Origin of the sequence: Wolbachia endosymbiont (group B) of Horisme vitalbata (assembly GCF_964028625.1) — a bacterium.
Classification (GTDB): domain Bacteria; phylum Pseudomonadota; class Alphaproteobacteria; order Rickettsiales; family Anaplasmataceae; genus Wolbachia.
This window is the reverse complement of record NZ_OZ034797.1, coordinates 248493-262656: the sequence shown is the minus strand read 5'-3', so window position 1 is coordinate 262656 and position 14164 is coordinate 248493. Positions and strand designations below refer to the sequence as shown.

12 protein-coding genes are annotated in these 14164 nt (G+C 34.9%); 2 read left to right on the top strand and 10 right to left on the bottom strand.

Going from position 1 to position 14164, the window contains the following annotated elements; genetic code table 11:
- Positions 1 to 79: 79 nt before the first annotated feature.
- Entirely contained in the window at positions 80 to 571 is a 492-nt protein-coding gene (locus ABWU56_RS01405) for a Smr/MutS family protein (protein ID WP_211907769.1), read from the top strand.
- 11 nt (positions 572 to 582) lie between these two features.
- Here ABWU56_RS01405 and uvrC read toward each other — a convergent pair whose 3' ends face one another.
- From uvrC to ABWU56_RS01385, 4 genes are read right to left on the bottom strand one after another with little or no spacing between them, the layout of a single operon-like run.
- Positions 583 to 2400, bottom strand: a complete 1818-nt coding sequence (gene uvrC / locus ABWU56_RS01400) for an excinuclease ABC subunit UvrC (RefSeq protein ID WP_353281644.1) — start codon at positions 2398 to 2400, stop codon at positions 583 to 585.
- Positions 2384 to 4492, bottom strand: coding sequence for a glycine--tRNA ligase subunit beta (gene glyS, locus ABWU56_RS01395; RefSeq protein WP_353281643.1), 2109 nt, complete (start codon positions 4490 to 4492; stop codon positions 2384 to 2386). The genes uvrC and glyS overlap by 17 nt, the downstream gene beginning before the upstream one ends.
- A 3-nt stretch (positions 4493 to 4495) precedes the next feature.
- On the bottom strand, positions 4496 to 5335 hold the full coding sequence (locus ABWU56_RS01390; protein WP_264374578.1) for a glycine--tRNA ligase subunit alpha: 840 nt from the start codon (positions 5333 to 5335) through the stop codon (positions 4496 to 4498).
- Positions 5336 to 5379: 44 nt separating this feature from the next.
- The gene (locus ABWU56_RS01385) at positions 5380 to 6138 is read right to left on the bottom strand and encodes a phosphatidylglycerophosphatase (RefSeq protein ID WP_264375950.1); all 759 of its coding nucleotides are present in this window, start codon (positions 6136 to 6138) and stop codon (positions 5380 to 5382) included.
- Positions 6139 to 6868: 730 nt separating this feature from the next.
- Between ABWU56_RS01385 and ABWU56_RS01380 the strand changes: the two genes are divergently transcribed.
- Positions 6869 to 7632, top strand: a protein-coding gene (locus ABWU56_RS01380) for an IS5 family transposase (RefSeq protein ID WP_353281091.1) whose coding sequence is annotated in 2 segments (ribosomal slippage) — positions 6869 to 7223 and positions 7223 to 7632 — 765 coding nt in all. Because the reading frame shifts where the segments join, the coding sequence is not laid out codon by codon here.
- A gap of 18 nt (positions 7633 to 7650) precedes the next feature.
- Here the strand turns inward: ABWU56_RS01380 and hemB are convergent.
- From hemB to ABWU56_RS01350, 6 genes are all read right to left on the bottom strand, one after another.
- On the bottom strand, positions 7651 to 8649 hold the full coding sequence (gene hemB, locus ABWU56_RS01375) for a porphobilinogen synthase (RefSeq protein ID WP_353281642.1): 999 nt from the start codon (positions 8647 to 8649) through the stop codon (positions 7651 to 7653).
- The gene (nuoH, locus tag ABWU56_RS01370) at positions 8642 to 9667 is read right to left on the bottom strand and encodes an NADH-quinone oxidoreductase subunit NuoH (RefSeq protein ID WP_010404403.1); all 1026 of its coding nucleotides are present in this window, start codon (positions 9665 to 9667) and stop codon (positions 8642 to 8644) included. The genes hemB and nuoH overlap by 8 nt, the downstream gene beginning before the upstream one ends.
- Positions 9651 to 10100, bottom strand: a complete 450-nt coding sequence (locus ABWU56_RS01365; protein WP_010404400.1) for a hypothetical protein — start codon at positions 10098 to 10100, stop codon at positions 9651 to 9653. Before ABWU56_RS01365 ends, nuoH begins: the two co-directional genes overlap by 17 nt.
- Positions 10084 to 12153, bottom strand: a complete 2070-nt coding sequence (gene nuoG, locus ABWU56_RS01360) for an NADH-quinone oxidoreductase subunit NuoG (protein ID WP_353281641.1) — start codon at positions 12151 to 12153, stop codon at positions 10084 to 10086. Before nuoG ends, ABWU56_RS01365 begins: the two co-directional genes overlap by 17 nt.
- Complete coding sequence (locus ABWU56_RS01355; RefSeq protein WP_006279675.1) at positions 12138 to 12350, bottom strand: hypothetical protein; 213 nt, start codon at positions 12348 to 12350, stop codon at positions 12138 to 12140. Before ABWU56_RS01355 ends, nuoG begins: the two co-directional genes overlap by 16 nt.
- A gap of 257 nt (positions 12351 to 12607) precedes the next feature.
- Entirely contained in the window at positions 12608 to 14065 is a 1458-nt protein-coding gene (locus ABWU56_RS01350; protein ID WP_264730013.1) for a leucyl aminopeptidase, read from the bottom strand.
- Between the last annotated feature and the right edge of the window lie 99 nt (positions 14066 to 14164).

Below are 14164 nucleotides of genomic sequence, written 5' to 3'. Positions count from 1 at the left end.
ATCAGATTTTTATAGAGTAAGCAATATTTTACTGTGTTTATATATTGTTGTAAAATTATGCAGTTCAATTAATGAATTTATGTCAGATGATGAGTTAGATTGGCAAAAAAATGTTAAGCCAATAGAATGTGGAAAAGTTACTTTGAAAGTTGATCACAAAGTAAATATAAAATCTATGATTGATAAAGGTGCCTCTAGTTTACAAGAAAATTTTCTTAATACTGATAATGGTGATTCATCATTTTGTCTTGACTACAATACAAAATTAAAGATCGATAGGGGCAAATATTTTATAAGCGATAAACTCGATTTGCACGGCTATAGTATAGATAATGCTTATTGTAAATTGATAGATTTTATTATCAAAAATTATCAAGCAGGGAATAGGTGCTTATTGGTAATTACGGGGCATGGTAATAGTACAGATAAAATAGACACTATAAAGAATAGCTTAAATAAGTGGTTGAATGACACAAAAGTTCGGAATATGATCTTATACTATCAGCAAGCCATAAAAAAACATGGTGGCAAAGGAGCTTTTTATGTCTTATTAAGAAGAAATAAAGGTTAATTTTAGAGTACCTATTTAGGAGTACCTTTCTTAGAATTCACGTTTTGAAGAATGATTTCTGCTAAACCTTTACTAATTCCAGGTACGTTTTGAATTTCAGCTAGAGAAGCTTTGCTTATGTTTTCTACCGAACCAAAATGAGACATGAGTGCCTTCTTTCTTTTACTGCCAACACCGGATATTTTGCTTAATTGTGAAGCAAAAAATTGTTTATCGCGTTTTTTTCTATGCGAAGTTATTGCAAAACGGTGAGCTTCATTACGCAGCAATTGTAAATAAAGCATGACCTTGCTGTCACTTGCTAGAGTAAATTCTTCTCTGCTCGGCACATAAAATCTTTCATTTCCTGCGTTACGATCATGACCTTTTGCCATACAAGCAAAAGGAACGTTTATATTCAATATCTCCAACACATTCTGCACTATGGAAACATGTCCTGGCCCACCATCTATCAGTAAAAAATCAGGAATGATGTCTTTTATATTGCCAGAGAAACGTCTAGTAAGCACTTCTCTCATCATTTTATAGTCATCACCTGAAATTTCTTCTTTTATAGTAAATTTTCTGTACTCACTTTTTAAAAAACCTTCCTGCCCTGCAACAATCATCACACCAACTTGTTGATTTCCAGATATATGGCTATTATCATAAACCTCGATACGCTTTGGAATATTTGGTAACAAGAAAATCTTCCTAAGCTCTTCGAGCTTTTCTAGGTTATTTCTATAATCAGTAAGCTTCTGCTCTAGGCTATGCTTAGAATTATTGTAAATAAAATTCAACAAATCACGCTCTTTACTATTTTTCGCATACAAAACTTTTATTGATTTTTGAGTAAGAGCATAAAGTGCTTGTTCTATAATTTCCTTATCCTTAATAAAATCGGGAACGTAAATTTGTGCTGGTGGTGTGCTAACTGGATTATACAAATTGACCAAAAAGGTGGATAAAATTTCATTATTTGGATGATCACTACAATTCTCAATGAAGTAAGGAATGCTTCCATAGTTACCTTTATCTCTGAAAGATAGTACACCAATGCATGCTAAGTCTGCCTCACGTACAATGCTGAAGAAATCTGCATCTTCTTCAAAAGAAAAATCCATTGGCTGCATTTGAATTTGCTGAAGAAATTTCAATCGATCTCTATAGACAGCAGCAAGCTCGTAGTTCATCTCCCTACTGCACTTTTCCATTGTAGAAAATAGCTGTCTTTGCACTTCTTTATTCCTTCCTAGCAGAGTATCTTGTGCTTGTTTTACTGATTTGCAGTAATCATCTTTTGTAATTTTATCTACGCATGGTGCTGAACAGCGCTTAACTTGATACTCAAGACATGGTCTTTTTGTTGAAGAGAAATATTGATCTGAACATACTCTTAAGAGAAAAGCTTTTTGCAATGATAATATAGTGTTCTTAACAGCAGCAGCAGATGGAAAAGGGCCGTAGTAATGAAACTCATTCTTCTTAAACTTACCTCTATATTTCGCTATTCTTGGATAATCATGCTTAGAAATTGTTATATAAGGATAAGATTTTCCATCCCTAAGCAAAATATTATAAGATGGTTTTAACGATTTTATTAACTGTGCTTCAAGAAGCAATGCTTCGATTTCATTCTCAGTGATGAATATTTCAACCTTAATAACCTGTGAGATCATTACTCTGATTCGTTCAGAAAGGTTTTCGAATTGAAGGTAGTCGGATAATCTCGACTTCAAGTTTTTTGCTTTACCAATGTATAAAACCTTACTCTTATCTCCAATCATCTTATAAACGCCACAGGATTGTGGAGATGATTTGATTTGTTCCTTATATTGCCTGAGCATTTATCAATTGTTTAACCTGTATAAGGTTAAACTCTGCTACTAAATGAAAGGTAGAAATAACATTTGCAAGCAAAGATAACCTGTTTATTCTAAGCTCATTAGAATCACAGTTAATCTTTACACTGTCCATAAATTGATTGATAAATGGAGCAAAACGAGCAAGTTCATCAAGCGCTGTATTAAAGTCGTTATTTTCTATCGCTTGTTTGATGTTTTTACAAGCAGCTATAGCACAATTTGATAGCGCAATCTCCTCATCTTCAATCAAAAACTTCTTACTGTAAGATGCATTATAAGTAGTGCCATCACTTTTTCTCACTTTGCTCATCATGTTACTGGCTCTTTTATAAGTGCTTAGAACCTGTTCACCTTCTTTTGTACTAAGATAACGATCCAATATCACAGTTTGCTTTTCCGCTTTCAGCAGATCATTAATATCGACTTTATATAGTATTGAATCTACAACATCTTGCCTTATATTTCTATTTTTTAAAATAATCTTGAATCTTTCTAAGCAGAATTTAAATACTAGTTCTGAAATTTGTTTTTCACTTGGCTTATCAACTGGAGTTATATTTTTATTCAATAGAAGCCTTGAACATAAAGATACTGACTTATCTATCAGCAATCTAATTGGAATATGCAAATTATTTTCAAGTATTGTTCTAATTATACCAATTTTCATTCTCCGCAAACCAAACTGATCATACGAACCAGAGATTTTCTCACCTGCTGCAATTAAGCCAACCAAACTATCCATTTTGTCTGCAATAGCTACAGCAATCGCAGTAGGAGATTTAGGGCATTCTTGGTCCGATCCAATTGGCTTATAGTGCTCAGTTATAGCTTCCACTACTTCTTTATCCTCTTGAAAATAAGAAGCGTAGTATCCACTCATTACTCCTTGCAATCCCGGAAATTCTTTCACTATCAACGTTGCAAGATCTGCCTTTGCTAAATATGCAGCACGTTCAACTTTAATTAATGAAGCATGTGGAATAAATATCGCTATATACTTTGAAAGAGCGATAATACGCTTCACTTTTTCTTCTACGCTACCGAGCGAAGCATGAAATGAAATAGAGCTCAATTTTTTGACATAGTAATCTAGGTTTTCCTTCTTGTCTTGAGATATCAAAAACTGGGCATCAGCAAGACGTGCTTCTAATATTCTTTCATGGCCTTTGACAACTTCATTGTTGTTAACATTTACAACAGTAACAAAATGTGATATTTTCTGTCCATCACTTAAAGCAAGATACTTTTGCTGCGTATTAATTATACTAAGTATTACTTCCTTCGGTAATTCTGATGATTTTACTTTACCAAATAATACTATTGGCCACTCTATAAGCCCTGCCAATTCATTAAGTAAATAATCATTTTTTTCAAGTTGTAAGTTCTCCTCTTTTGTAAACTTATTAATCTGATCTAGTATAAATTGCTTTCTTTTGTCCAACTGAAGAATGACATTATTTTTTTCTAACAATTCAAAATAGTCTTTGGGTGTTTTAACAGTAAGTGCTGCATCACCTGAAAGAAACCTATGACCATACGTCACGTTGCATGCTGTAACCCCTGCAAAAGATATAGGTATTATTTCGTCATTTAAAATACATAGAATATTTTTAATTGGCCTAACCCATCTCTCTTTTCTTTCACTCCATCTCATACTCTTTGGCCAAGAAAAGTTTTTTAGCATTTCCTCCAGTTGATTTTTGAGAAACCCGTTGATGTTAAATAAGCAGCTTTCTCTCTTAATGAAGTAAAAATCTTCATCGTTTACTTTGCGAATGAGTAAATCTTCTTCACCTTTCCGATTTTTTCTCAAAAAACCTTCGATAGCACTTTTCGGTGCATTAACTCTTGGTCCTTTAATCTCATTGTTAGAATCTTTTAGCTCCAAAGCACTTATGCCATCAATAAAAAGAGCAATGCGACGTGCAGTCACATAAACTTCTATAGATGCAAATTTCACATTATTTTTACTAAAAGCATTAGTGATATAGCTCTTAACCTGAGCTGCAGATGAATTCTGCATTCTTGATGGAATTTCTTCTGAAAGACATTCAAACAATAATTGTGACAACATATTCTACTTTGCTCTATATAATTCACAGCATTTTTTTGTTAACTCTCTCACTCTACCAATATAGGCTGTACGTTCATTCACACCAAGCACACCTCTTGCATCAAGTAGATTAAGTAGATGGCTCGTTTTAATACATTGGTCATAAGCTGCTATCGGCAATTCTTTTTCAACAAGGAATTTACACAGTTTTTCTGTATCCTCAAACTGCTGTTGTACTACTTTAGTATCATAATAATCAAGTGCCAGGTAAGAAAACTCTCGCTCTCTTTGTTTAAAAATATCTCCATAAGTTGCACCGCTACCGTTCCACATTATGTCGTAAACATTATCTACACCCTGTATGCACATTGCTAAACGCTCTAACCCATATGCTACTTCACCAGGAATTATTCTGCAGTCAATACCTCCCACTTGCTGTATATAAGTAAGTTGTGTTACTTCCATTCCGTTGCATGTAACCTCCCAACCAAGACCGGATGCGCCAACACTTGGGTTTTCCCAATCATCTTCAATAAACTTAATATCATATTCTTTTGTCGATACACCAAGAGCTTTTAAGCTATTTAAGTAAATATCTTGCAAATTGCTGCCAGATGGTTTTATTATAACTTGGTATTGATGATGCTGATATAAACGATTAGGGTTGTCGCCATAGCGTCCGTCTGCAGGTCTGATTACTGGTTGTAGATACGCAATTTTTGTTGATTTTTCGTCAATCGCTGACATGATTGTTGCGGGATGTAGTGTTCCAGCTCCAACTTCAGACGTATATGGATGAAGTATAGTACACCCTTCATCTGCCCAAAAATCTTGTAATCCCTTTATTATATCCTGTAGATTCACGCAAACTGTATATCTTTTAAACTGAATACATAAGCAAATAAGTACTATTCTATACTTATTTTTTTAATAGTGCCATGAAAATAGTCACTCAAGGCTATTGAACTTTCTTTTACATACTCAAATATGCTTTTATTTAAAACAATCGCATCATGCATAGTCAGATCGCAGAATATAAATGCAGTCAAGTACAATAAAATCACTGCATAAAACACATGAAAAATCCCTTCAAATGTGATTGATATTGCATTGTTATAACTAAGCTGTATCGTACTTATCGGCCATGGTTTTATTACTTCTACAATATTAAAAAATAAATAAGGTATTATAAAGAAAAAGAACAAATGCATAAGATCATTAAACCAAAATGGACATTTAAGTATTGCCTTGCATATACTTAAATAGAATTTACTTACAATATAATAAATTGACATTATTGCCGGCATCGAAAACGCAACAGTCATCACCTGTCCTGATGCTATTTGTATTACTATATTCTCATCACTGCTGGCTGAAGGATCTTGAGTATGAAAAATAGATATGCCAACTAATTGCAGCACTAACATAACTATTGCTAGCTTGGTAAAAATAGCAGCTACAACTATGCCTGAATTCGGCATTTTATATAGTATAAAATCACCTCCGTATGTAAGCATTAATATAATGTCGGTAATAAATAATATTAGAAAAGAAGACCAATAATGCTGCCAACCCGGTAAATATCCTACTCCTAAAAAAGAGCTTACTATTTTGGCAGGAAAAACCTTGCCTAGCACCTTACCCAAAAATTGAAAAAAAATCCCCATGTCCTAACTAACACTTGACTTATATTTTTCACAATACTGAATTGTAATGGACTTATCAATACACTTCTTGCATAGAAAAAAGGCAAATAGTTAAAAACGATCTAAATTTACCAATAACCGTTATCCCTTCTTTCTTCATATTAGTGCCTCTATCCCAGTGCTCCTTTTCCTGTCATTCAAGTAGCCCCTTTGCGTCATTAGATCTCTTGCATAACTGGAATTCAAAAGTTGATGTCATTCCAGCTCATGACGCTGGAATCTAGTCTTTATTATGATTCAATTTGCGGTTAGTTTTTCTGGATCACAGTGTCACGCACTGTGATATGATGTCAGTATGTATAGCTAATTCAAAATATTAAAAAATTTACTAAATAAAAAAAGGCAAAAGAACCCCCTTATAGCGAGTTTTATAATTTAAATTGGCGTTGTAATAATGTGCTAACAAGCGCGATTTGGCTGAACGTAGAAAAAATAAAAAAGACATGCAGCCGCTATAATTTTATGTAATTTGCCAATAAATACCTGAGTTTTTTACTGAATTTTTGTTGTTAAATCTGCAGAGATTAAAAACAAGGATAAATACTTTTATTGATATGATAAGGAAAGTGGGAAGGTTTGTCAAGTCACTTCGGCCAGCTACCTACTTAGATGTTCCACACTGCTAAGAACCTGTCTTGAAAGGTAATGAAGAAAAGAGTATGATGAGGTAAGCAAAAAATAGGAGGGTAAGTTGTATCCAAGTGATATAAGTGACAAGGAATGGGAAATTTTAGAGCCCTATGTTGCACAAGGAGCGATAGGACGACCAAGAAAACATAACATAAGAACAATTATTAATGCAATAAGGTACATAATGAGGGGTGGTTGCCAGTGGAGAATGCTACCAAAAGATTTTCCTCCATGGAAAACGGTGTATGACTATTTTCTCAGGTGGCGTAATAATGGAAAATTGAAAAAAATACATGACATGCTAGTAAAAGAGGTAAGAAAAATGGTTGGCAAAAATGAAACACCTTCAGTAGGTATAATTGACAGTCAATCAGTGAAAACGACTCAAAAAGGGGATCAAGAGGATATGATGCCGGTAAAAAAATAAAGGGTAGAAAACGTCATATTATTGTAGATACACTAGGTCTTGTAATTACTGCAGAAGTACACAGCGCAAGCATTCAGGACCGTGATGGTGCTACCAATCTTTTTGTTCAAGCTAAATGCAAAGCTCCAACATTACGTAGGTTTTTTGCTGATCAAGGGTATAAAGGTAAATTACAAAATCGATGTTTGTTGGAAACTGGATGTTTGCTAACGATTACCAAGAAATTGGTTGATACAGGATTTCAAGTTATTCCTAAACGTTGGATTGTAGAACGAACCTTTGCCTGGCTTTCCAATTTTAGACGCATGAGCAAGGATTACGAACATTCTCCTCTTACTTCAAAAAACAATATCTTATTTAATATGATTACTTCTATGCTTACTAAATTAGCCAATTAACTCCTTTCAAGACAGGTTCTAAGTAGATACCAAATTTTTTGCAACATCAAGTGCAGCATAGGTAAATATTGCACTTGCACCTGCACGTTTAACACCAATTAAGGACTCATAAATCACTCTGTTATAATCCAACCAGCCATTATTTGCTGCAGCTTTTATCATTGCGTATTCACCGCTTACTTGGTAAGCAAAAATCGGAAAATTAAACTTTTCACTTGCTGTTTTTATTACATCTAAGTATGGCATACCCGGCTTTATCATAATAAAATCTGCACCTTCATCTATATCCATTTCGATTTCGCAGATTGCTTCACGTGCATTTCTATAATCCATTTGATAACCACTTTTGTCGATGAAATTTGATGATGCGCACGAACCGACAACTTGCCTGAACGGCGCATAGAAGCTAGAACAGTACTTTACTGCATAGGACAATATTGACACATTCTGAAAGTTATTATCATCCAATGTTTTTCTTATTTTTCCTATCCTGCCATCCATCATATCAGAAGGAGCAACTATATCGCATCCTGCTTTTGCTAAAACAAGTGCTTGCTTACATAATGCTGACACAGTCTCGTCATTTTCTACATCTATCCTACTGCTTTTTAAAATGCCATCATGACCGTGAGTAGTGTATGGGTCTAGTGCAATGTCTGCAATAATGCCAATATCCGGTACATTTGATTTTACAGCACAAATTGCTTTACAGATTAAATTGTCAGGATTGTACGCTTCCTCGGCGTTTTCAGATTTTAGTTTACTATCAACTACAGGAAAAATTGCAACAGCATTAATCCCCGAGTCCTTAGCTTTCTGAATTATAGAAATTAATCCATCTATTGAATAACATTTGATATCAGGTAAGCCAGAAATTGGCTCAATTGTTTCTTCTCCGTCATGAACAAATAAGGGAAAAATCAAATCATTTACTGATAAAGTGCTTTCACTTGTTAAATTGCGAATCCACTTGCCTGAGCGCCTACGCCTTAACCTTGTATTTGGGAAATTAAACATTGGATCCAGGCAAATTCCCAGTAAAAAGCAACACTCCTGAAATGAGTATTACCCAAAGTACCGATATTGGCAAAAATACTTTCCAACCAAGACGCATTAATTGATCATAACGATAACGAGGTATTGTAGCTCTAATCCAAACAAATATAAACAAAAGTACAACTATCTTCAAAACAAACCAGATTAAACTAGGAATTTTATACAGCAAACTAAGCTCTAATGGAGGATACCACCCTCCTAGAAAGAATATTGTCATCATAGCGCTTGCTAAAATCATATTTGCATATTCTCCCAAGAAAAAGAGAGCAAAAGGCATTGATGAATACTCGACGTTATACCCAGAGACGAGCTCTGCTTCAGCTTCTGGTAAGTCAAATGGGTGACGATTAGTTTCGGCAAGCAAAGAAATAAAAAATATTATTCCTATAGGCATTAGTAATAAATCAATCCAAAATGGCATATTATGTTTCGCTACCACCATCTCTCCAAGATTTAATGTGCCAGTTGTAATAACAACTGTAGCAACTATTAGACCTATTGAAACTTCATATGAAATCATTTGAGCAGCTGACCTTATAGCGCCAAGAAATGCATAATTAGAATTACTAGACCAGCCTGCAATAATAATGCCATATATTCCCAAAGAGGATATAGCTAGCACATAAAGCACTCCAACATTAATATTTGATATTACCTTAGGGATTATTACCTGCTGTCCATTTTCTGTAATTATTTCAGCTCCAAATGGTATAACTGCCCAGGAAATTAATGCTAAAATAAAGGTGAGCATTGGAGCCATAATAAACAGTATGGTGTTTGCTCTAAATGGTATTATCGGCTCTTTAATTATCAATTTGATAGCATCTGCAAATGGCTGTAGTAGCCCAAATGGCCCTACTACACTTGGACCATGCCTTAGTTGAATTGCACCAATAACTTTACGCTCAAAGTACACTAAATATGCTACTGAAAGCAAAAGTGGAATAAGAAGAAAAAGAATATCAAATATCAAGTACATGCAACCCTAAATCAAAAAAATAGTTCATAATTGTGGCAATAAAAAATACAGCAAATGCTCTAGACACAAAAGACAATGTCCCTATTGAAATCAATAGGACAACACTTTTCTGTACAGCATTTAGCTTAATAGAATAGTAAAATGATATGCATATGAATGACACTAGTGACATCATAATTAAGATCATTGTGAGAGGCAAATAATTCCCTCTTCCCTCGGTAACTATAATAAATGTTATTGCCATCCATACATATCCTTCCGTAAATAGTGCAATAATATCATTGATAAAATCAACTAGCTTATAAACGAACTGTTTTTCTAATGTATTTTGTTCTTTACACAAAAATATAGAGTTTAATTTTCGTTGAAAATATACCAGAGTTATTAGTAATAATGGTGTTAGAATAAATAAAATATTAAGTAGAGTGTTCATAAAAATCCTTAGTACAATCTGCCATTATTTTTGAAGCACGACCTATTGAGTCTGTCATATAAAAATTACACTCCTTTAAAGTAAAAGGCGTATTACTTAAATTTATTTTACCATTGCTGATTGGTACCCATGTATTTTTTACCACTTGATCAACACTTCTAAACTGTGGACCGATAGTATCTAATTTTTTTCTCACATCAAATAAACTATCATATAACAAGGAAAGGCTCAAATATTGGGATAAATTTTTAATAATCAACCAATCTTCCTTTGCTTCACCAGGAGGAAAAACAGCTAAATTTGTTCTCTGTACTCGCCCTTCAGTATTTACATAAGTTGCATATTTTTCTGTGTATGCAGCTCCAGGTAGAATGACATCTGCTATATGCGCTCCCCTATCACCATGGTGGCCTTGATAAATTACAAATGTATTTTCTAATTTTGATGTATCAATTTCATCTGCACCAAGAAGATAAACAACTTCCACCTCGCCACTTTCTGCCTGTTTTAGCATCTGATTAATGTCTTTTCCACCTTTGCTAGGAACAAATCCAATATCGAGTCCACCAACCCTTGCTGCAGCCTTATGCAGTACGTTAAAGCCATTCCAGTCATCTCTGATCATGTTAAATTTTTCTGCAATTTTGCCAGCTAGAGCTAAAACTGATTCAGAATCATCTCTTATTAATGCATCTTGACCGATAATTAGCATAGGGTTCTGAGCCGCACTCAGTAACTCGCAGAATTTGTGATTTCCCTCTTCTATTTCTTTTAGAACGTTTGGACCATCACCTAATCTTTCAACATTATATAGATATTCAAGATTAGGACCAATATTTGCAATAGTGAAATTACCTTGTAAATATCTCTTTCTCAATCTTGCGTTAATTATTGGTGCTTCTATCCTTGGATTCGTATTGATTAGCAAGCATAAATCTGCACTTTCTATACCCTGAATAGTGGTATTGAACACATAAGATCCACGATTACTTGATATAAGATTTGCACCATCTTGCCTGCAGTCTATATTCCCCGAACCAAGCTTCTGCATCACTTCTTTGAGTAGAAGCATAGACTCACAATCTGCTAAATCACCTGCAATTGCAGCTATTTTGTTTGATTTCGTACTCTTTAGTTTCTTTGCAGCAAAAGCCAATGCTTCATTCCAATCAACTGGAATTAATTTGCCCTCTTTTTTTATATAAGGTCGATCGAGGCGTTGTACTTTGAGTCCATCGTAAGCAAAACGAGTTTTGTCTGATATCCATTCTTCGTTCACTTCTTCATTGAGTCTTGGCAATATTCGCATAACTTCAGGACCACGACAATCAACTCTAATATTACTTCCCACAGCATCTAGCACATCTATAGTTTCACAATGTGATAGCTCCCATGGACGTGCTGTAAAAGAATAGGGCTTTGAAGTTAAAGCTCCCACCGGGCAAAGATCTATAATATTCCCAGATAATTCAGAGCTAATATGCCTTTTTATGTAAGTACTAATCTCTATATTTTCTCCCCTTCCAATTGCTCCAAGTTCATTTGTACCTGCAACATCAGACAAAAATCTAACACACCGAGTGCAATGAATACACCTGTTCATTGCAGTTTCAATCAGCGGACCAAAATGTTTTTTTGGCACAGCCCTCTTATATTCATCAAGTCTGCTGATTCCTTTACCATAAGCCATCGTGATATCTTGCAAATCGCATTCACCACCTTGATCGCAAATTGGGCAATCAAGCGGGTGGTTAATTAGCAAAAACTCAAGCACACCTTCACGTGCTTTTTTAACCTTAGGGGTATCAGTGTGAATAACCATCCCTTCTGCAACTGGCATTGCACAAGAGGCTACTGGTTTTGGAGGGCCACCCTCAACTTCAACCAAACACATTCTGCAGTTACCAGCAATTGCTAAACGCTCATGATAACAAAACCGCGGAACTTCAACGCCCACAACTTCACAAGCTTGAATTATAGTGAGCCCATGCTCTACTTCACATTCCTTAGAATTAATAGTAACTTTAACCACAACTACTATACAGCTTCCCACTTTATAGGATTGCCGCTTACCTCATCTTCAACTAGATTGCCGTTATCGTATTGAGCAGACATATAGTTCATACGTGAATCACGGTCTATATATCTAACCGGCTTTACCGGTTTATCCTTATACATTTTTTGTTCTGCTTTCTTACGCTGAGTAGGGTTATTTTTACTAGCTGTTTTCGCTTTTCCGCCTGCTGCCATATAAACTCCTAAAAACTTCCTATTTTATTCTAACACTTAAGTATATACCGTCAATACCAAATAGCTTTAAAGTTTTAATAGTCCATCATTACAATCATCATTTGAACAAAATACTTTCTCTTGATGCTGCTCAAGTGTGTAACTTTAGAATCCCCAAAAAAGAAAATGTAAGTTACTTTGATGATATCATTTTCTACGTCTTATAAATAGACATTCATGTAGCCGTAAATTAAGCTATAAACTCAATACAAAGATCCTTAATTATTAATCTCATAGTACTTCTCAACCAACTTATTTAGCAACCTTACACCGAAACCTACTGCCCCTCTTGGAGAAATATCAGTGCCTTTTTCGTGCCAAGCAGTGCCTGCAATGTCTAAATGTGCCCAACAAGTGTCGTTTACAAAACGCTGTAGAAACTGTGCAGCCATTATACTATCTCCACCAGAACCTGCAGGAGCTATATTTTGCACATCAGCAATCGGCGAATCAATAATTTTGTTATAAGTTTCATTCATAGGAAAGCGCCATAATTTCTCATTTACTTCATTTCCTGCATCAATCAGATGATTCGCTAATTCATCGTTATTTGAAAAAAGACCAGCATATTCATTACTTCCCAGTGCAACCACTATAGCACCAGTTAAAGTTGCAAGGTCGATCATAAATTTCGGTGCAAATCTATCTTGTGTATACCATAAAGCATCCGCAAGTATTAGTCTTCCCTCTGCATCGGTATTTAATATTTCTATTGTTTGTCCAGACATTGAAGTGACTACATCGCTCGGTCTTTGAGCATTACCATCCACTGCATTTTCTGCAAGTGCAACCACACCAATTGCATTTACTTTTGCTTTTCGCCCAGCTAGAGTATGCATCACTCCAACTACAGTAGCAGAACCTGCCATGTCATATTTCATTGACTCCATACCGCGTGAGGGTTTAAGTGACACTCCACCAGTGTCAAACGTTATACCCTTGCCTATAAAAGCTATTGGTTTTTGTTCTTGAGAAGCCCCATTCCATTTTATCACCACTAACTTTGGCTCTTTACTACTTCCTTGTGCTACTCCAAGCAGGGCTCCCATTTTTTTCTCTTCCATTTGCTTTTTATCAAGCACTTCAACCTCAAGACCAAGTTTAGTAAGTTCAGCTTTTATACGATTAGCGTAAGACTCTGGATATAAAATATTAGGTGGCTCAGTAGTAAAAGCACGTGCAAGAAAGATACCTTCACCTTCGTGTTTTAAACGCTCAAATGATTTTTCAATGCTACTTAACTGTTCATCTTTTACTAATAATGTAATTTCCTCTACTTCTGTAATTTTTTCATCCTTTTTAGTTTTATACTTATTAAACTTGAAACTGCGCAGAAATGCTCCATATGCAACATTTGCTGTACTGCCCTCGATTGAAATAGCTGCTCGCTTGATTCTTAATCTGCTTAGCTCACAATATATTTTACCACCAATATTTAATCCTTTGCTTTCATCCCATTCATCTCTCATTCCAAGACCAGCAACTATAATATTTTTTCCCTCTGATGAAGTAACGGAGAAAAATTCACCAAAACCTCCATTAAAACCACTAAATTTCTTGATGTTATCTATAGCTTGCTTATCTTGTAGAACATTAGTTATGAGCTTATCACCCTCAAACAAACCTACCACTAGCGTCTCAAAATCGGGTAAAGCTTTAGAAATTGTTATCTTCATCGTTGACATCTCCGTTGCAAATAATTGTAAGCTGCACATAAAACATAGTAAAAACATTAGTAAGATATTTTTCATATACATTTTAAGTACAATAGCGCT

Coding starts and splice junctions, on each gene's coding strand:
- nuoH (WP_010404403.1), bottom strand. CDS start 9,667: ATGTACTTGATATTTGATATTCTTTTTCTTCTTATTCCACTTTTGCTT.
- uvrC (WP_353281644.1), bottom strand. CDS start 2,400: ATGCTCAGGCAATATAAGGAACAAATCAAATCATCTCCACAATCCTGT.
- glyS (WP_353281643.1), bottom strand. CDS start 4,492: ATGTTGTCACAATTATTGTTTGAATGTCTTTCAGAAGAAATTCCATCA.
- ABWU56_RS01365 (WP_010404400.1), bottom strand. CDS start 10,100: ATGAACACTCTACTTAATATTTTATTTATTCTAACACCATTATTACTA.
- ABWU56_RS01405 (WP_211907769.1), top strand. CDS start 80: ATGTCAGATGATGAGTTAGATTGGCAAAAAAATGTTAAGCCAATAGAA.
- ABWU56_RS01355 (WP_006279675.1), bottom strand. CDS start 12,350: ATGGCAGCAGGCGGAAAAGCGAAAACAGCTAGTAAAAATAACCCTACT.
- ABWU56_RS01350 (WP_264730013.1), bottom strand. CDS start 14,065: ATGAAGATAACAATTTCTAAAGCTTTACCCGATTTTGAGACGCTAGTG.
- ABWU56_RS01385 (WP_264375950.1), bottom strand. CDS start 6,138: ATGGGGATTTTTTTTCAATTTTTGGGTAAGGTGCTAGGCAAGGTTTTT.
- hemB (WP_353281642.1), bottom strand. CDS start 8,649: ATGTTTAATTTCCCAAATACAAGGTTAAGGCGTAGGCGCTCAGGCAAG.